18 protein-coding genes are annotated in these 17,278 nt (G+C 65.0%); 7 read left to right on the top strand and 11 right to left on the bottom strand.

All coding sequences use genetic code 11. The features are described 5' to 3' along the window. Positions 1-10: 10 nt before the first annotated feature. Together cysK and Q4T40_14380 are read left to right on the top strand one after the other, a co-directional pair. A complete protein-coding gene (gene cysK / locus Q4T40_14385; protein MDT8902434.1) occupies positions 11-949 on the top strand; it encodes a cysteine synthase A in 939 nt (312 codons plus the stop codon). A 131-nt stretch (positions 950-1,080) separates the two neighbouring features. Then, positions 1,081-2,274 carry an MFS transporter gene (locus Q4T40_14380; GenBank protein MDT8902433.1) on the top strand — a complete coding sequence of 398 codons (1,194 nt, stop codon included), beginning with the start codon at positions 1,081-1,083 and terminating at the stop codon, positions 2,272-2,274. A gap of 67 nt (positions 2,275-2,341) precedes the next feature. Here the strand turns inward: Q4T40_14380 and Q4T40_14375 are convergent, their stop codons facing one another. Continuing rightward, positions 2,342-2,713 (bottom strand): hypothetical protein, encoded by a 372-nt coding sequence (locus Q4T40_14375; protein MDT8902432.1) that lies wholly within the window; start codon positions 2,711-2,713, stop codon positions 2,342-2,344. 160 nt (positions 2,714-2,873) lie between these two features. Between Q4T40_14375 and Q4T40_14370 the strand changes: the two genes are divergently transcribed. Then, positions 2,874-4,133, top strand: coding sequence for an ankyrin repeat domain-containing protein (locus Q4T40_14370; protein ID MDT8902431.1), 1,260 nt, complete (start codon positions 2,874-2,876; stop codon positions 4,131-4,133). A gap of 122 nt (positions 4,134-4,255) precedes the next feature. Further along, a complete protein-coding gene (locus Q4T40_14365) occupies positions 4,256-4,834 on the top strand; it encodes a hypothetical protein (GenBank protein ID MDT8902430.1) in 579 nt (192 codons plus the stop codon). A gap of 224 nt (positions 4,835-5,058) precedes the next feature. Here the strand turns inward: Q4T40_14365 and Q4T40_14360 are convergent, their stop codons facing one another. Together Q4T40_14360 and Q4T40_14355 are read right to left on the bottom strand one after the other, a co-directional pair. Further along, positions 5,059-5,778, bottom strand: a complete 720-nt coding sequence (locus tag Q4T40_14360) for a L,D-transpeptidase family protein (GenBank protein MDT8902429.1) — start codon at positions 5,776-5,778, stop codon at positions 5,059-5,061. 10 nt (positions 5,779-5,788) lie between these two features. Then, entirely contained in the window at positions 5,789-6,499 is a 711-nt protein-coding gene (locus tag Q4T40_14355; protein ID MDT8902428.1) for a gamma-glutamyl-gamma-aminobutyrate hydrolase family protein, read from the bottom strand. Between the two features lie 391 nt (positions 6,500-6,890). Between Q4T40_14355 and Q4T40_14350 the strand changes: the two genes are divergently transcribed. Further along, on the top strand, positions 6,891-7,379 hold the full coding sequence (locus Q4T40_14350; GenBank protein ID MDT8902427.1) for a GGDEF domain-containing protein: 489 nt from the start codon (positions 6,891-6,893) through the stop codon (positions 7,377-7,379). A 53-nt stretch (positions 7,380-7,432) separates the two neighbouring features. Here the strand turns inward: Q4T40_14350 and Q4T40_14345 are convergent, their stop codons facing one another. After that, on the bottom strand, positions 7,433-7,747 hold the full coding sequence (locus Q4T40_14345) for an antibiotic biosynthesis monooxygenase (GenBank protein ID MDT8902426.1): 315 nt from the start codon (positions 7,745-7,747) through the stop codon (positions 7,433-7,435). A gap of 56 nt (positions 7,748-7,803) precedes the next feature. Beyond that, positions 7,804-8,610, bottom strand: a complete 807-nt coding sequence (locus Q4T40_14340; protein MDT8902425.1) for an acetoacetate decarboxylase family protein — start codon at positions 8,608-8,610, stop codon at positions 7,804-7,806. Between the two features lie 175 nt (positions 8,611-8,785). Between Q4T40_14340 and Q4T40_14335 the strand changes: the two genes are divergently transcribed. After that, on the top strand, positions 8,786-9,448 hold the full coding sequence (locus Q4T40_14335; GenBank protein ID MDT8902424.1) for a flavodoxin family protein: 663 nt from the start codon (positions 8,786-8,788) through the stop codon (positions 9,446-9,448). Further along, positions 9,445-10,416 carry a P1 family peptidase gene (locus tag Q4T40_14330; GenBank protein MDT8902423.1) on the top strand — a complete coding sequence of 324 codons (972 nt, stop codon included), beginning with the start codon at positions 9,445-9,447 and terminating at the stop codon, positions 10,414-10,416. The genes Q4T40_14335 and Q4T40_14330 overlap by 4 nt, the downstream gene beginning before the upstream one ends. A 35-nt stretch (positions 10,417-10,451) precedes the next feature. Here Q4T40_14330 and uvsE read toward each other — a convergent pair whose 3' ends face one another. From uvsE to Q4T40_14300, 6 genes are all read right to left on the bottom strand, one after another. Continuing rightward, entirely contained in the window at positions 10,452-11,402 is a 951-nt protein-coding gene (uvsE, locus tag Q4T40_14325) for a UV DNA damage repair endonuclease UvsE (GenBank protein MDT8902422.1), read from the bottom strand. Positions 11,403-11,531: 129 nt separating this feature from the next. Further along, positions 11,532-11,957: a hypothetical protein gene (locus Q4T40_14320; protein ID MDT8902421.1), complete on the bottom strand. Its 426-nt coding sequence runs from the start codon at positions 11,955-11,957 to the stop codon at positions 11,532-11,534. 56 nt (positions 11,958-12,013) lie between these two features. Beyond that, positions 12,014-12,316 carry a CXXX repeat peptide modification system protein gene (locus Q4T40_14315; protein MDT8902420.1) on the bottom strand — a complete coding sequence of 101 codons (303 nt, stop codon included), beginning with the start codon at positions 12,314-12,316 and terminating at the stop codon, positions 12,014-12,016. Continuing rightward, positions 12,313-13,275 (bottom strand): CXXX repeat peptide maturase, encoded by a 963-nt coding sequence (locus tag Q4T40_14310; GenBank protein MDT8902419.1) that lies wholly within the window; start codon positions 13,273-13,275, stop codon positions 12,313-12,315. Before Q4T40_14310 ends, Q4T40_14315 begins: the two co-directional genes overlap by 4 nt. Beyond that, positions 13,275-14,441, bottom strand: a complete 1,167-nt coding sequence (locus Q4T40_14305) for a radical SAM peptide maturase, CXXX-repeat target family (protein ID MDT8902418.1) — start codon at positions 14,439-14,441, stop codon at positions 13,275-13,277. Before Q4T40_14305 ends, Q4T40_14310 begins: the two co-directional genes overlap by 1 nt. A 121-nt stretch (positions 14,442-14,562) precedes the next feature. Then, entirely contained in the window at positions 14,563-17,271 is a 2,709-nt protein-coding gene (locus tag Q4T40_14300; protein MDT8902417.1) for an EAL domain-containing protein, read from the bottom strand. Positions 17,272-17,278 lie beyond the last annotated feature (7 nt).

Here is a 17,278-nt window from a genome sequence, read left to right as displayed (position 1 = left end):
GTACTACCCCATGCCTACCGCCCGCTCCCTCACTGACCTCATCGGCAACACCCCCCTCCTCGAACTCGCCGGCTACGCCCGTGCCGAGGGTCTTAAAGCCCGCATTCTCGCCAAGCTCGAATACTTCAACCCCCTCGGCAGCATCAAGGACCGCGCCGCCTTCGCCATGATCGCCGCCGCCGAAGAGCGCGGCCTCATAAACAAAGATACCCTCATCGTCGAACCCACCAGCGGCAACACCGGCGTCGGCCTCGCCTTCGTCGCCGCCGCCCGCGGCTACAAAATCGTCCTCACCATGCCCGAAACCATGAGCCGGGAGAGGCGCAGCCTCCTTGAAGCCCTCGGCGCCCGCCTCGTCCTCACCCCCGGCCCCGCGGGCATGAAAGGGGCCATCGAAAAAGCCGGCGAAATCGTCGCCGCCACCCCCAACGCCTATATGCCCCAGCAGTTCGAAAACCCCGCCAACCCCGCCGCCCACCGCCGCACCACCGCCGAGGAAATCTGGCGCGACACCGGCGGCAAGGTCGACATCTTTGTCGCCGGCGTCGGCACCGGCGGCACCATCACCGGCGTCGGCAGCGTCCTCAAGGAACGGCTCCCCGCCGTGCGCGTCGTCGCCGTCGAGCCTTACGACTCGCCCGTCCTCTCCGGCGGCAAAGCCGGCCCCCACAAAATCCAGGGCATCGGCGCCGGCTTCGTTCCCAAAATCCTCGACACCGCCGTCATCGACGCCGTCGCCACCGTCAAGGCCGACGACGCCTTCCGCACCGCCCGCGCCCTCGCCGAGAGCGAAGGCCTCCTCGTCGGCATCTCCAGCGGCGCCGCCGCCTTCGCCGCCGCCGAGCTCGCCCGCCGGCCGGAAAACGAAGGCAAAACCATCGTCGTCATCCTCCCCGACACCGGCGAACGCTACCTCTCCACCGACCTGTTCCATACCCCCGAAGGATAACGTCTCCGGCCCGCGCCCCGCAGCGCGGGTCTTTTCTATTTCCCGGGAGGAAACCCTGCCCTCCGCCTGGAAATAAGTATACCTGACAACCTTCGGCAAACACCCGCCGTCCGGGAATAAGGAGACCCATCATGCCCGCACCGATCACCGGCCCCCTATGGACTAAAAACTTCATCATCCTGTCATTTTCCAACGCCCTGCTCTTCTCCGGCTTCCACCTCATCATGCCCGTCCTGCCGCTCTTCATCGCCGACTGCGGCGGAACGGACCGCCAGATAGGTCTCATCATGGGCAGCTTCACCTTCTCCGCCATCCTCATCCGTCTGTTCACCGAACCCGGCATCGACCGCCTCGGTAAAAAGAACTTTCTGCTCCTCGGCATGCTCGTCTGCATGCTTGCGACCGCCGCCTACTACCGGGCCGACAGCGTCGGCGCCGCCCTCGCCGTCCGCCTTTTCCACGGCGTCGGCTTCGGCATCGCCACCACCCTGTACGCCACCCTCGCCGTCGACATCATCCCGGCCGCGCGCCGCGGCGAAGGCATCGGCTACTTCGGGCTGGGCACCACCCTCTCGATGGCCATCGCCCCGGCCCTTGGCGTCTGGCTCGTCGCCGGCCACGGCTTCGGCGTCCTCTTCGCCGTCGCCTCCGCCGGCCAACTCGTCGCCATCCTCGGGCTCGGCGCCTTTACCGGCGTCCCCGCTCCCGCGCCATCCTCCGGCCGGGGCGCGGCCTCCCTCCTCGACCGCGTCCTGGAGCGCAAGGCCGTCTTCCCCGCCTGCCTCGCCCTGCTCACAGGCGCCGCCCTCAGCGGCGTTCTCGGCTTCGTAGCCCTCATGGCCAAACAGGCCCATCTGACCACCGTCGGCTACTTCTTCACCGTAACCACCTCGTTCGTCTTCCTGTCGCGGCTGTTCGTCGGACGCATCTTCGACAGCCGGGGACACGCCTGGGTCATCCTCCCCGGCGCCGTCTGCCTCCTCATCGGCCAGATCATCCTCTCCCAAACCGCCACCACCCCCGTCCTGCTCACCGCGGCCGTCTTCCAGGGGCTGGGCGTCGGCATCCTCTTCCCATCCCTGCAGGCCTGGATGGTCGGCCTCGTCCCTCCCGACCGGCGCGGCATCGTCAACGCCACCTTCTACAACTTCCTCGATACCGGCGTCGGCTGCGGAGCCGTCGTTCTCGGCATCGTAGCCGAAGCTGCCGGCTACCCGGCCGTCTACCTCACCGCCGCCGCCGTCATGGGCCTGTTCATCGTCGTCTACGCCGCCAGCCTCGTGCGTGGCCGCCCGCCCGCGGCAGGGCAGGGCCGAGCCGATTGATAAACGTCACTAAATAAACAAGCGAGGAGGCAGGATTACCTGCCTCCTTGCCGTTTGTGACGGCACCCTAGCGATAGTGATGGCAATCGTGGTAGCGCATGCAGCGCTCGAAACAGTGCCGGTGGTTATCGTGGTGGCCGCGGTGATGCCGGCATTGCTCCAGACACTTATGCCGCACGCGCTCGCAGCGGTTGGGGTGGTGGCGATCCCGGTCGCGGTAAAGGCCATCCAGGGACGCCTCGCCCGGTTCGGCGGAAAAGAACTCGAAACTTCCGTCGTTATCTCCGGGGTCGACGCATTTGGCCCCCGCCTCAGACTCCACCGCCGTCTTAACGTTCTCGCTCGCCGGCGCCGCCAATACCGCGGCGGGACTCATAAGAAAAGTAACCGTCAGAACCAGTGCCAGACACAACACATTTATCATCCGTGCTGAAAGCATCCAATCGACCGCCTTTCGCCATTTTTGTTATTATATGCGGCAGCCCTCCCGGCATTAACCGAACCATGCCGGCCCCAACCATGTTTACGGCGAATTTTTCCGCCAACCGCGCGTATACATTCTACATAACCGCAGTAGCGGGACAGGGGAGGAGAGGCCTGTGTGGAAAAAACAGCTTGCGGTATATATGCTTCTCGCATTGGTATGGGCACTGCCCGCCGCTGTCGGGGCGACCGGAAAAGACGACGTCCTGCTCGCGGCGGTCAGGCGCGGCGACGTGACGGCAGCGGAAAAATTGCTGGCTGGCGGGGTGGCGGCCGATACCCGCGACGTATGGGGCAAGTCGCCGCTCATTATCGCCGCCGCCAGGGCCGATATCGCCATGGCCCAGCTACTTCTCGCCCACGGGGCCGACATCGACGCCTGTGACAACTGGCAGCGCACGCCGCTCATCGTCGCCGTCCAGGCCGGCAGCACCTGGCTGGCCGACATCCTCATCCACCGCGGCGCCGATGTCAACCGCCAAGCTGCAAACGGCATAACCGCCCTCATCGCGGCCGCCCAGCGCGGTAATGCGGCCGGCGCCGCCCTGCTCATCGCCGCCGGGGCGGCTGTCAACCACCGGGACATCATGGGCTGGACGCCGCTCATGTGGGCGGCACGGCGCGGCGACCGCGAAACGCTCCTCCTGCTGCTGGATTCCGGCGCCGACGCGAACACGGTCGACCGCGACGGCCGCACCGTACTCGACCAGGCCGTCGGCAATGGTTACCCCCCGAACCTGGGCGAACTGCTCCGCGCCTACGGAGCCCTTCCGGCGGACGCTCTGCCTGCCGCCGTTTACAGCGAATCCGTTCCCGAACCCAAATGCGCCGCCGAGTACCGGCCCGCTATCGCCGGCTCCGCCGTCAAGGGACCGCCGGCAGCCCCGGTCACGATCTTTGAATACACCGACTTTCAATGCCCCTATTGCCGGTCGGCGGCGGAAACCGTCGACGGCATCCTCGCCAAATACCACGGCAGCGTGAAACTGGTCCTCAAACACTGCCCGCTGGAATTTCACCCCATGGCCCTGCCAGCCGCCCGCTACTTCGAAGCTCTTCGCCGGCAAAGCGATGCGTTGGCCTGGCGATTCTACCGTCGCATATTTGCCGGACAGGACAGGCTGAAAGAAGGAGAACCCTTCCTTCGCCAAACCGTAGCCGAACTGGGAGGGGATCTGTCCAGGCTCGACGCGGACCTTACATCCCCCGCCGTCAGCAGTCAAATCGCCGCCGATATCAGAGAAGCGGACGCCTTCGGCCTCGACGGCGTCCCCGTCTTCATCGTCAACGGCCGGCTCATCGACGGCGCCCATCCTCCGGAAACCTTCACCGCCGCCATCGACCGTCTCCTCGCCGGCGGGGACCGGCTCCCCTGAATCCTCTTCCGGCCGTTCTGCCGCCATTACGGCGGCACACTTAACCGCTCCTGTCCAAAATTTTGCTCATAACCTTGGCGGCTGGCGCGTAGACTTGTACGGAAAAAACATGGAGGTGAAACATGAGAAAAATCGCCATCATCGTGGCCGCGGCCCTGCTGCTGGCGGCCGCGCCGGTCTCAGCCAGCCCGCTGGAAGACTTCTCCCCCGGACGGTGGGCCGTCGACCTGATCTGGAAACCCGGCTCCTTCTCCGGCGGCAACGCCCTGGAATTCGGCGTCGCCACAGGCCTCGGCGGCGACTGGGCCCTTGCCTGCCGGCAGATCAACTTCGACACCGGCGGCTACCACAACGACTACCGGACCCACAGCCGCGAAATCAACCTCATCCGCAAACTCGGCGACGACTTCCAATTCTACGTCGGTCACGCCCACACCGGCGGCGGCGCGGGCATCCGCGCCAAAAACGTCATCCAGGCCGGCGTCATCGCCACCCGCAAGCTCGGCGACCGCTTCACCCTCTACGCCAACCTCGGCGGCGGCAAAAACGTCGCCAACGTCGAATTCGGCCTCTCCTACCGGCTCAGGCCCCATCTCGAACTGACCACCACCTACCGCCACCTCACCGTCGATCATATCGGGGCGGGGGCGGACCGCCACAACTATCGCGGCTTTGGCCTCGGTCTTACCTGGAAAATTTAGCGGTCGTTGATAAGGCCCCATCTGCGTTGTTGTTCTGTCAGGCCCTTGCTAGCGTACGTGCCGAGTACGCGTCGCGTCGCGCCTGACAGAGCCGCCTAGCAGCTGGGGCCTTCTGAACGGCCGCTTGAGATCAAGACCCGCAAGCGGCGACACAGCTTCCGTTCGGCCGAAATAATCGCACACAAAAAGCGGCCCGCATGTCCGGGCCGCTATACTTTTCCTTATCACTGCTTCAGCCCCAGCGCCGTCAGCGCCTCCGCCCCCACCGTCCCGTTCTCCTCCAGGCCGCGGTCGCGCTGAAACCGCTTCACCGCCTCCTCGGTCACCAGGCCATAGATACCGTCCGCCCGGCTCTCCAGATACCCCAGCTCCTTCAGCTTAAGCTGCACCAGCACCACATCCGGCCCCACCGACTGATACTTCAGCGTCCGGCTGAGCCGCGTCCGGCCGCCCTCGATCGCCACCGGCGTCCCGATCTTCACCCACTCGAACAGCTCCTCCACGTCCCGGTTGCGCATCCTGATGCACCCATGGCTCGCGAAGCTGCCGATCGACCACGGCTTATTCGTCCCGTGAATGCCGAACGTTCCCCACGGCACGTTCAGCCCCATCCAGCGCGTGCCGAACCCCGTTCCCCAATTATAATCCTTCCAGACCACCTTCCACTCCCCGAACGGCGTCGGCGTACTGCTCTTCCCGACCGCCACGCGGTAAGTCTTGTGCAGCCGCCCCTCGTCGTACACCTCCAGCGTCCGCTTCTGCACATTTATCTTCAGGCTTACCTCGCCCGCGGGCGGGCTGATCTTCTGCCCCGGCGCCGCGGCCAGATCCCGGTCGTCGATATAATCGGCCACAGCCAGACTCACCGCCAGCGCCACCAGCACCAGCCCGGCGAACGCCCAGTACAGCGGCCGCCGCCGCCAGACACCGCCTTTCATCCTCATAACGCCCCTCCTAGCCGCGGCCGGCGGCCTTATTGACCAGCCAGCGGAACAGCTCCAGCATCGCCGGCTGGCTGTCGACCATATCCTCCGGGTGCCACTGCACCGCCAGCAGCAACCCCGCGATATCCTCCACCGCCTCCACCACGCCGTCAGCCGCCCGGCCGCACACGAGCAGACCCGGCGCCACCTCGTCGACCGCCTGGCGGTGGAAGCTGTTCGTCCGCACCGTTTCCCGCCGCAGCACGCGGTGCAGCAGCGTCCCCGCCTTCACCGCCACCGCATGCCCCGCCACCTCGGCGCGGCTCTCCTGCCAGTGCTGCAGCCCGTTCGGCCGGCCGCGCACATCCTGCAGCAGCGTCCCCCCCAGAGCCACGTTCGCCGCCTGCAGGCCCCGGCATATTCCCAGCACCGGACGGCCCAAAGCCCCTGCCGTCCTCACCAGCGTCAGCTCGTACTCGTCCCGCTCCGGACACACCCGTCCCAGCCCCGGCAGCGGCTCCGCCCCGTACAGCCAGGGATCGACATCCCCGCCCCCGGTAAGCACCACCCCGTCCACCACCGCCAGGTGGCAGCCGGCCTGCGCCTCGCCGCCGGTGAACGGCAGCACCACCGGACAGCCACCCGCCCGGGCCACCGCCCGCACATACGCCCCGCCCGCGAACAGCCGCTCCTCCCCGTCGGCCCAGATGCTCGCCGCAATGCCAATAACCGGCGTAATCACCGACATCCCCTCCGCCGAATCCGCCTTTGCCCCGCAGGCTCTTCCACCGGGGCCCGGTTGCTGCTAAAATATATATGTCGGCGCGGCGGCAAACTTGCTCCCCGCCGGCCGAAAAACCGCTCTCCCCGGTCGGCGGTCCTTCCCCGGCCGCGCCGGCAGGCTTACCCTTCCCGGCCAAGAAGCTCGCAAACAAGCACAAAAATAAAGGAGGTGGCCAACCATCGCCGACCCCCGGTTCATCGCTCATGCTCCCCGTATCATCGTCGCCGCCGTCCTCCTCCTGCACATCCTCGGCTTCCTCGCCGAAAGCCATATAGCCGAAGGCCTGTCCCCGGCGGTATGGGCCTGCGTCGGCGCGATCGACGCCGTCATCGCCTACAGGTGCGGCGTACTGGTCCAGACCGCCTTCAAAGACAACCTCACCGCCCTCTACAACCGCCACTACTTCGCCGCCGCCATCGCCGGCCGGGTGGGGAGGGGCAGCACCGGCAACGAGGCCGCGCTCCTCATGATCGACATCGACGACTTCAAACAGATCAACGACAAGCACGGGCACGCCATGGGCGACGCCGTTCTCCGTCAGCTAGCCGACCTCCTCCGGGCCAGCATCCGCAAAAACGACGCGGCCATCCGCTGGGGCGGCGAAGAATTCCTCGTCTTCCTCACCGGCGCCGACAAAAACAGCGCCCGCCTGTTCGCCGAACGCCTCAGGGCGACCGTCGAGCGCCACCCCTTCGGCCAGGACCCGCACACCGTCGCCGTCACCGTCAGCATCGGCATCGCCGCCGCCACCGCCACCGCCGACCTGGAACAACTCATCAGGCTGGCCGACGACGCCCTCTACCGGGCCAAGCAAACCAAAAACAAAGTCATCGCATAAAAAAACGAGCAGCCCATATTGGGCTAGCTCGCTTTTTGTATGCCGTCTTGACGCTACTGACTGCAGCTCCCGAACGTCAGCGTATAGTGGCGCGCAAAATCGTCGAAATCCGTCAACACCGCCTGCGCCGCCGGCTCCACCACCGCCGCCCCGGCGTCCTCGCCCGCGAACGCGCGGATCGCCTCCAGCGACTCCCACATCGTCACCGCCAGAAACTCAACCCCCGCGGCCGTTTCCCGCTGCAGCAGATAAGCCCCCTTATGACCCGGTATCCCCTTCAGTTCCGGGAAAACCTTTCCCGTCACATGGCGGTAATACGCGGGCGCGTTCTCCCGCGTCGCCTCCCCGCGCCAGATCCGCACCACCATCCTGCACCCCTCCTCCACACTTCTTACCACTAGCATAATCCAGTGGTAAAAAATGGTCAAGCGGGATCGTCGCCGCGCAGATCGCGCAACAGGACAAGATCGTCCACCGTCAGCGCGAACGAAAAGCGGTACCCGGCGAGCACCGCCGTCGGGCGCAGATCAGGCAGCTCCAGATACGGATTATCGAACACCGCCAGCGTCGCCTCGCCCTTCCACACCGTCGACATCATCACATCGCGCGACTTAAGCCGCACCAGCTCGTGGACCGCCGGCCGGCCGTGCCTCCCCGCCGCCAGCTCGGGGAAATAGCGCACATTCACCGCCCGCGCGAAATTCGGCGTCGGCAGCGCCGCCCCCGGCTCGCGCAGCGTCACCGTCGCCTCCGCCAGACGGCGGTCGCGCGCCGCCAGCGTCGCCCCGAACCTGCCCCCCGGCGCCACCGCCGGCGTCGCCTTCGACGGCAGGTCGTACGCCCGCGTCACCCACGTCGACCCGGACTGCTTCGGCCAGCCCTGCGCCAACCCGCGCATCAGCGACACGTCCTGATCCACGAAAATGAACGGACAATACGCCACCGGCTCCCCTTCATAGCCCGCCGACACCAGGAAGATCGTCTCCCGGTACTGGCTGCGGACCGGGTCGAGATACTCCTCGCCCGTCTCGCTCGCGTACTGCCACTCCACGAAATACGCCGCGCACCGCCCGTCCGCCGGCTCAAGGCCGGCCGGCAGGAACGCCGCCACCCGCGCAGGATCGGCCACGAACTCCACCGCCAGCGCCGTCCCCGCGTAATGCCACGGCGGCTCGGGCGCCAGGCAGGAAGTGCCGCGCGGCGTACGGGGCAGGGTATAACCTTTCAACATACCAATCACTCCTCCTCAGCTTGCTTGGCAAACTGGTTTTGCCTCCATCCTACCAAACCCCAGCCCCGCCGTATTGTAAAAAATTGCACCCCCCGCCGCCGTGGCAGGAATCCGCACCGCCGCCGAGAAAAGCATAAATAATGCCAGCAAAAATAGGGTAGGGGAGAGATATAAAATGAGCAAAACCATCATCGCCGTCAACGGCAGCCCCCGCAAAGCCTGGAACACCGCCGCCCTGCTCGCCAAAGCCCTCGAAGGCGCCGCCGCCCAGGGCGCCGCCACCGAACTCGTCCACCTCTACGACCTCGACTACCGGGGCTGCGTCAGCTGCTTCGCCTGCAAACTCAAAGGAGGCCCCGGCTACGGCCGCTGCGCCGTCCGCGACGGCCTCGCCCCCCTCCTTGAAAAAATCGCCGCCGCCGACGCCCTCATCCTCGGCTCGCCCGTCTACTTCGGCTCCGTCACCGGCGAAATGCGCTCCTTCCTCGAAAGACTGCTCTTCCCCTACCTCCGATACGTCGCCGGCGACCAACGCACCCTTTTCCCCCGCGTCCTGCCCACCGCCTTCATCTACACCATGAACGTCGACGAAGCGCGCCTCAAAGAATTCGCCTGGGACAAACACCTCGCCAACAACGCCCGCGTCCTCGGCATGATCTTCGGCGCCCACCAGGACCTGTTCGCCTACGACACCCTCCAATTCGACGACTACGGCCGCTACGACGCCCCCATGTTCGACCCCGCCGCCAAAGCCAAAAGCAGGGCCGAAAACTTCCCCCGCGACCTCGGGCGCGCCTTCGACCTTGGCGCGCGCCTCGCCGCCGGCAGGGACGCATGATGGACGCCATACCCGCCACCGCCATCCCCGGCTTTAAGCTCGGCAACGCCCACGACCTCGCCGCCGCCACCGGCTGCACCGTCATCCTCTGCCCGGCGGGGGCCGTCGCCGGCGTCGACGTCAGGGGCGGTGCCCCCGGCACCCGCGAAACCGACCTCCTCCGGCCCGAAAACTATGTCGAGAAAATCCACGCCGTCCTCCTCGCCGGCGGCAGCGCCTTCGGCCTCGACGCGGCATCAGGCGTCATGGCCTGGCTCGAAGAGCGCGGCATCGGCTTCGACGTCGGCGTCGCCAAAGTCCCCATCGTCGCCGGCGCCGTCCTCTTCGACCTCCCCTGCGGCGACCCGTCCGTGCGGCCCGACAAAGCCATGGGCTACGCCGCCTGCCAGGCCGCCGAACAAGGCAGCTTCGCCGAAGGCACCGCCGGCGCCGGCGCCGGCGCCACGGTCGGCAAATTCTTCGGCATGGACCATGCCATGAAAGGCGGCCTCGGCGCCTACGCCGTAAAAGTCGGCGACCTCATCGTGGGCGCCGTCGTCGCCGTCAACTGCCTCGGCGACGTCGTCGACCCCGACAGCGGCCGCATAATCGCCGGGGCTTGCCGCCAAGACCCCTTCGCCTTCCTCGGCAGCGAGGACGGTATGATCGCCAGGTACGGCCGCACCGGCAACCTCTTCGCCGGTAACACCACCATCGGCGCCATCCTCACCAACGCCGCCCTCACCAAGGCCCAGGCCGCCAAAATCGCCTCCATGGCCCACAACGGCTACGCCCGCACCATGCGGCCCGCCCACACCATGGTCGACGGCGACACCGTCTTCTGCCTGTCCGCCGGCGACGTAACCGCCGACACCAGCGTCGTCGGCCTCCTCGCCGCCCGCGTCATGGCCCGGGCCGTCCTCCGCGCCGTCACCGAAGCCACCTCCCTCGCCGGCATCAAAGCCGCCCGCGACATCAAAAAAGACTGAACCCGAAAGGTTCAGTCTTTTTTTTATTTTCCCCCTTACAGCTCCACCGTCGCCTGGCCTGCGCGCCGCACCTCCGGCGCGGCCGCCAGCCCCTCCACCAGCCGGAACATCGCCTCGTCCTTCCGCTTCGCCTCCACCATCACGTCCAAGTCGCGCCCCGTCTCCCGCGCCAGCCGCAGGAACGGCAGCACGTCGGCCGGGTCGACGTAATCGGCGTGGGCACGCATGTCCTTATCATCCTTCGGGCTCGACACATGGATCTTCGGCGTCGCCTCGCCCCAGGTGGCGGCGATGCGCGGCCACAGCTCCTCCAGATCGCCGCCGCCGTTAACGCGGTGGTGGTGGATATCCAGCACCATCGGGCGGCCCAGCTCCTCGCACAGGCCCAGCACCTCGGCGGCGGTGAAAATCTTGTCGTCGTTCTCCAGCATCAGCCTGGCGGCCAGGCGGTCGGGCAGGCGGGCGAAGTTCCCGGCGAAGCGCCGCAGCGCCGCGTTCTTCTCCCGGTATTGCCCGCCGACATGCAGCACCAGGGAAGGGGAGGGGGGCAGCCCCATCGCCTCGAACATGCGGGCGTGGTAATCCAGGTCGGCGAGCGAGGCGGCCAGCACCTCCGGCTTCGGGCTGTTGAGAAGAGTGTAATGGTCGGGATGGGCGCTCACCCGCATCCCGTGGAGCCGCGCATAATCGCCGATCTCCCGCCACAGCGGCCCGCCATCGGCGATATAGTCCCAGTCCGCCGCCAGCGGGTGGGTGGCGAGCGGCACCGTCTTCGACGTGAAGCGATAAACGTGAATACCGTGGGCCGCGTTGTATCTGAGGATGCGCAGCGTCGTTTCCAGGTTGGCCGTCATCAGGCGGCGCAGCCGGCCGATACGGCCCAGCGGGTCCGCGATCTTCTCGATTGTCTTGACGCTCGCCGTCTTATTCGGCGACCCCTCCGGCACGCCGAGCGCGATCGCCACATAGCCGAACCGTACCCTCACGCCTTCCAGCCCCCTTTTCCGCCGTCTACCCGTTAATCTGCCCGCGCCGGCCGCCGTTTAGCCGCTGGCCTACGCAAAAAGAAACCCGGCCCCTGAGGACCGGATTACTCAGTGTTTTCCCTGTTGCCGTCAGCGCATTTTCCCCGTGCAGCCCCGCGTGCACGTGCCGCTGCAGCCGCTGCCGCAACTGGCCGAACAACTGCCGCGGCAGGTATTCTGGCACGAACCGGTGCAGGTCTGATAGCAAGTCCCCCGGCAGGAGCCCTCGCACCCGTAGCTGCACCTGCCGCCGCACTGGCCGGCGCAGCTTCCCGCGCACGCCCAGTTGCAGCCGCTCCGTTGCGGGGAATACCCGTCGGCCTTATCCGCGCCGGCGGCCGGCGGGCCGGCTCCATTCTCCGCGTCCTGGCCGAAGACCGCCCCTTCGGCCAGCGAGCCGAACCCCAAAAGGGCGATCGACGGCAACGCCAACCCCGCCCTTTTGATAAAATCGCGCCTGGTCAGTTCGCCGCCGGCTGTGGGCGTAGCCTCTCCACCCCGGTCGGAACCTTTCATGGCCATCCTCCTTTCTTTACATTGCAGCGGCCCGGCGGGCCACAAGCCCCCCGGCCCTAGCCCTCGCGGCGGATGTAGATGTCGCCGCTGGCGAAATCGATCTCCCAGCTATAGCCGCTGATATTCTCCCACCCATACTGGGCGCTCTTTTCGTCCCACCACTGCTGAAACCGCGTCGCCGTCCGCCCCATATCCGCGACCAGGCGCTCATAAACGGCGCTGCCGGCCAGCTCCTCCTCCGGCATGCCCGCCAGGGAGCGGAACAGCTCGCGCAGGGCGTTCTTCCGCTCGAACAGCGCCCTGATCTCGTCGCGTTCGGCGGGGGTGACGGCGCCGATCTTGCGCCGGGTGTCGTTCATGGCAGTGTCCTCCTTGTCGGCATTTGCTCGAAAGGATCGAGATAATCGATAGCCGGTATAAACCTCAGCCGCGAAAAGGGAGGCGTAGTCCCAAGCTGTTCGCGGATCAGCCCGGCCGCGTTCCGCTCCAGGTGAGCCAGCACGCACTGCTCGCGGGACGGCGTGTTCCACTCCAGCGTCGTCTTCCTGTTCAGATAAATGCAGCGCTTGCAGTGAAAAGCGTCGCAGCACGAACATATCGGCGCGTTCGTCAGCTCCAGCAGCCGCCGGTTGGCGAGGGTGACGCCGTCCGCCAGGCTGCCGGCCGGGTGCTCTTCGTCGTCATAGTAAAAGCCGGGGCAGATATACAGCAGACCGTTCGGCGCCACGGTCAGGTGCGCCGCCCCCGCGTCGCAGTTCCTCATCCCGCTCAGCAGCAGCCGGTCCGAGAAAATATTCATCTCCGGCAGGCTGCCCTGCCGGTACAAATCCGTGACATACTCGGCGGCGAGCTTCAGCTGCCGTCCGTATTCGCCGATATCGGCGGCCGTGTACCGGTCGATATCCGCGAGATAAAGATCGAGCCGCGCGGCCCGTCCCGCGCAGGAGGCCACGAGGGCCGCCATATCGCCCAGCCGCCGCCGCGGCAGGCGGAGAATAAGCCGCTGCCCGGCGCAGGCCTCGTCCGGAAAGCTGCCCGGGTCCTCGGCGTCGAGCACCAGGATCGCGTCCGGGTACCGGTTGGCCAGGCCCGCGGGGACGATCGCGGCAAACTCGGTTTCAGCCAGCGCCGCCCGGTATGCCGGCGGCAATTCCTCCCGGCCAAGCAGCAGCGTCAGCGCCAGACCGCCGCTCCGGGCGAAGGCGACGGCCTTCTTAAGCGTGGCGAGCGGCATCAGCTCGCATTCCCGGCGGTCATGGCCGTAATGGCAGAACGGCGGCGCGCTGCCGTCGACCAGCACGAGCAGATGGGTCAGCATCACGATTCGCCCCGCTTCCTGCCCAGCCTGTCCCGGAAATACCGGTTCGCCCGCACGCGGGCCTTGTGCATCAGGCAAATATAGGTCGCCCGCTGGTAAATCGTATCGGTGTCCGCCGCCTCGTAATTCAGTCCCTGGCACCACGCGCAGCCGCTGGCCACCTCGCAGGCCGCGCATTCCGGCGGGCTCTGCGCCAGACGGGTCAGCGCGAGGAACGGCCGCAGCAGATTCGTGTTCACGCCGTCCTCGCAGTTGCCCACCACCCGCGGCTGCTTGCCGCTCATCGAGTGGGGCGCGAACCGCACGCAAGGGTAAAACTCACCCTTCGCGCCCACGGCGAGCATCCGGCCCGACCCGCACCAGTTCTGGTTGTCGCCCGCCGGATCGAGCGGCTTGCCGATCGTATCGTCGAAAAACGAGCACGCGTATTCCCGGTATAGCTCCCGGTCGACGATTTCGTCGGCCAGGCTTACGAGCTGTTCCTCCAATAAAGCGTCGTCGCCCGGCTGCCAAACATCCTCGAACACGACGTTGATATTCACCGTTTTCACGCCCAGGCTCCAGATATGCAGCACACTCTCCTTGATATAGGGCAGATCGTCGTGCGCCACCGTCACCTTCGTGCCTGCATCGGGAAACTGCTTCAGCCACAGGGGGATGTTGGCCGCCACCGCGTCGTAGGAGCCGCGGCCGTCGGGGAAGACCCGCGCGGTATCGTGCTTTTCCCTGATGCCGTCGATAGTTATGCCGATGCTCAGGTGTCCGTGGTTCTTGAAAATATAGCGCTGCACCCTGGGGTCGCCGTACATAAGGCCGTTGGTGGAAAGGCTGAACCGGTAACTGTCGAACCAGGGGTGGTTCGTGTCGTACATGCGCAGCTTGATATAATCGCTGATCCTGTCGATCAGCTCGATCTCCAGCAGCGGCTCGCCGCCGATGAACTCCCAGATCACCGACGGCTCGGCGAACAGCGCTCTCTCCTGCAGCAGATAATCCACCGTTTTCCGGGCGCAGGCGAAATCCATCCGCCGGCCGGGGTTTTTTCCCACCAGGTAGCAATACTTGCAGCGCAGCTGGCAGTCCTCGGTGACGATGAAAGTCACGTTTTTAGCGCGGCCTTCCTCCCAGTCCGGTGTCGGCCGCCTGAATCGTTCCTGCTCCCCCATGGGTGGGCACCTCGCCGCTTTTCATTGGTAAATACGACCATTTTTGCTATTGTTATACATATTAACTGTAAAATCCTGCAATTTTTCCGATCAAAAACAAATATTCCCCAACCGCGCCGCCTTACTTTTCGGTATTCTTGGCCAGAAAACCCACCGCCTCCGGCTCAGGCAACGGTTTACTGAAGATGAACCCCTGGATACGGTCACACCCGTTATCGCGGAGAAACGCCAGCTGCTGCTCGGTTTCCACCCCTTCGGCGACAACGGCGATATTAAGAATATGGGCCATCTGGATAATGGCGCCGATAATTTTCGCCGCAGGAATATCGGTTGTTATCATATCTACGAACGACTTATCGATCTTTAGCGTCTCCACCGGCAAACTCCGCAAATAAGTCAACGAAGAATAAGCCGTGCCGAAGTCATCGAGCGACAGACGCACCCCCAGGGCTTTTAACTCGGCCAGCTTGCTTGTGGCATCCTCGAACGACGTCACGAGAACGCTCTCGGTGATCTCCAATTCAAGCTGGGACGGTGCAATACCGGCCTCCTGAATGACGCCGCGGACAATAGAGCAGAAATTGTCGACAGCCAACTGTTTTGACGAGATATTCACGGCGATCCGTATTCCGTCCCATCCCTGATCGGTCAAACGGCGAATAAACTGGCAGGCCTCGCGCAGCACCCACTGCCCGATGCTGTGGATGAAGCCGCTCTTTTCCGCCAGCGGGATGAACTGTAGCGGCGGAATGGCTCCCAATTCGGAGCTGTTCCAGCGAAGCAGCGCCTCAAAGCCGATGATGGCGCCGGTTGCGAGAAATTGCGGCTGGTAATGCAGGGATAGTTCCTCCCGCTCCAGCGCGCCGCGCAAACTGCCGGTCAGCCGCATTTCCTCGTAGGCCGAAGCCTGCATCGTCATCGTATATAATTGCCAACAGTTCTTGCCTTTTCTTTTGGCCGCATACATGGCATTATCGGCGTTTTTGATCACCTCTTCGGCAGTATCGCCATCGGCGGGATAAGTGGAAATGCCGATGCTTGCCGTCATATGAAAAAACGTCCCGTATATTTCATGGGTCTGGCCAAGCGCCGAAATTATCCTTTCGGCAATAGCGCCAATCCGCTGACGGTTGCTTTCGCCGGGCAATATCACAATGAACTCGTCGCCGCCGACCCGCGATACGAACGCTTCCTCCCCCGCGCTGGCCACGATGCTGCGGCCGGCAGCGACGATGATATCGTCGCCGCAGGTGTGCCCAAACGTATCGTTCACCATCTTCAGGTCATCCAAATCTATAAACAGCAGCACCCCCGCCGAGATGCCGCTGCGGGCCCGCTCCATTTCCTTATTGAGCCACTCTTGCAGCTGCCTGCGGTTCGGCAGCCCGGTAAGCGAATCGAAGAAAGCCATCTGCCGGATGATTTCCTCCTGTTCCCGCAGCGCCTCCTCCGCCCGCACCCGTTCGGTGATATCCTGGTTCGCGCCATAGCTTCTTATCAGCCGGCCGGCCTCATCCTTTACATAGTTTGCCCGCGCCACGATCGTGCGCACCTCGCCGTCCCGGCGAACGATGCGGTGCTCCGTCTGGCCGAGGTAAACAGGCTCCTGGGACGCAAGGGCCCTTTGCCTTACCTCGGCCACCTTCCAGCGGTCGTCCGGGTGGACAAACTCCCTCACATAGACCTCCAGCGGCATAAACCGGCCTTCGCGGGCCACATCCGTTCCGTAGATGGCGTAAAACTCGTCGTCGAATTCAAATACGTTCGTCTCGGTGTTCAGTTCCCACGGACCCAGGTCGGCCAATTTCGCCGCCACCGCCAGCTTCGTCCTGCTGGCGATCAAGGCTTCTTCCCGTTTGCGGGCCTCCTCCTCCGCCCGCACCCGTTCGGTGATATCCTGGTTCGCGCCGTAACTGCGCACCATCTTGCCGGCGTCGTCCTTGACATAATTCGACCGCACCATGATCGTGCGCACCTCGCCGTCCCGGCGGATGATGCGGTGTTCCAACTGGCCGAGGCCGACAGGCTCCCGGGCAGCAAGCGCCTTTTTCGTCGCCTCGGCAATCTTCCAGCGGTCCTCCGGATGGACAAACTCCCTAACATAGACCTCAAGCGGCATAAACCGGCCTTCCCTCGCCGCATCCGTTCCGTAGATGGCGTAAAACTCATCGTCGAATTCGAAGATCTGCGTCTCGACGTTCAGTTCCCACGGCCCCAGGTTGGCCATTTTCGCCGCCAACGCCAGCTTCGTCCTGCTGGCGATCAGGGCTTCCTCCCGTTTGCGGGCCTCCTCCTCCGCCCGCACCCGTTCGGTGATATCCTGGTTCGCGCCAAAAGCCCGCACCAGCCGGCCGTGCTCATCCTTGACATAATTCGACCGCACCATGATCGTGCGCACCTCGCCGTCCCGGCGGATGATGCGGTGCACAACCTGGCCGAAGCTGACGCGCTCCGGGGAAGCAATGGCGCCATTCATCACTGCGGCTACCCTTGCCAGATCGTCCGGGTGCATAAACTCCCTCGCATAGACCTCCAGCGGCATAAACCGGCCTTCGCGGGCCACATCCGTTCCGTAGATGGCGTAGAAATCATCGTCGAATTCGAATACATTTGTCACGGGATCGAGCTCCCACGGTCCCAGGTTGGCCAATTTCGCCGCCAACGCCAGCTTCGTCTTGCTTACAGTGAGGGCGTCCTCCCGCTGGCGAATCGCATCCGCCGTCGGAGCGCCAGCGGCCGTTCCGCCGTTTACCTGCCGGCAAAGCTTCGGCGGCAAACCGGCTATCAGGCGCCTCAACAAGGACAAAGTGCTGCTAATCTTGCCAACCATACAATCA

This window comes from Selenomonadales bacterium 4137-cl, from assembly GCA_032334055.1.
Lineage (GTDB): Bacteria > Bacillota > Negativicutes > Sporomusales > UBA7701 > Anaeroselena > Anaeroselena agilis.
The sequence above is the reverse complement of the archived record's forward strand: the minus strand, read 5'-3'. Positions and strand labels throughout refer to the sequence as shown.

Bases quoted from the DNA above. Each gene is read 5' to 3' on its own strand.
- Q4T40_14305 (MDT8902418.1), bottom strand. From the start codon at position 14,441: ATGGGGGAGCAGGAACGATTCAGGCGGCCGACACCGGACTGGGAGGAA.
- Q4T40_14345 (MDT8902426.1), bottom strand. From the start codon at position 7,747: ATGGTGGTGCGGATCTGGCGCGGGGAGGCGACGCGGGAGAACGCGCCC.
- Q4T40_14375 (MDT8902432.1), bottom strand. From the start codon at position 2,713: ATGCTTTCAGCACGGATGATAAATGTGTTGTGTCTGGCACTGGTTCTG.
- Q4T40_14360 (MDT8902429.1), bottom strand. From the start codon at position 5,778: ATGAGGATGAAAGGCGGTGTCTGGCGGCGGCGGCCGCTGTACTGGGCG.
- Q4T40_14320 (MDT8902421.1), bottom strand. From the start codon at position 11,957: ATGAAAGGTTCCGACCGGGGTGGAGAGGCTACGCCCACAGCCGGCGGC.
- Q4T40_14340 (MDT8902425.1), bottom strand. From the start codon at position 8,610: ATGTTGAAAGGTTATACCCTGCCCCGTACGCCGCGCGGCACTTCCTGC.
- Q4T40_14315 (MDT8902420.1), bottom strand. From the start codon at position 12,316: ATGAACGACACCCGGCGCAAGATCGGCGCCGTCACCCCCGCCGAACGC.
- cysK (MDT8902434.1), top strand. From the start codon at position 11: ATGCCTACCGCCCGCTCCCTCACTGACCTCATCGGCAACACCCCCCTC.
- Q4T40_14365 (MDT8902430.1), top strand. From the start codon at position 4,256: ATGAGAAAAATCGCCATCATCGTGGCCGCGGCCCTGCTGCTGGCGGCC.
- Q4T40_14380 (MDT8902433.1), top strand. From the start codon at position 1,081: ATGCCCGCACCGATCACCGGCCCCCTATGGACTAAAAACTTCATCATC.
- Q4T40_14300 (MDT8902417.1), bottom strand. From the start codon at position 17,271: ATGGTTGGCAAGATTAGCAGCACTTTGTCCTTGTTGAGGCGCCTGATA.
- Q4T40_14310 (MDT8902419.1), bottom strand. From the start codon at position 13,275: ATGCTGACCCATCTGCTCGTGCTGGTCGACGGCAGCGCGCCGCCGTTC.
- Q4T40_14335 (MDT8902424.1), top strand. From the start codon at position 8,786: ATGAGCAAAACCATCATCGCCGTCAACGGCAGCCCCCGCAAAGCCTGG.
- Q4T40_14330 (MDT8902423.1), top strand. From the start codon at position 9,445: ATGATGGACGCCATACCCGCCACCGCCATCCCCGGCTTTAAGCTCGGC.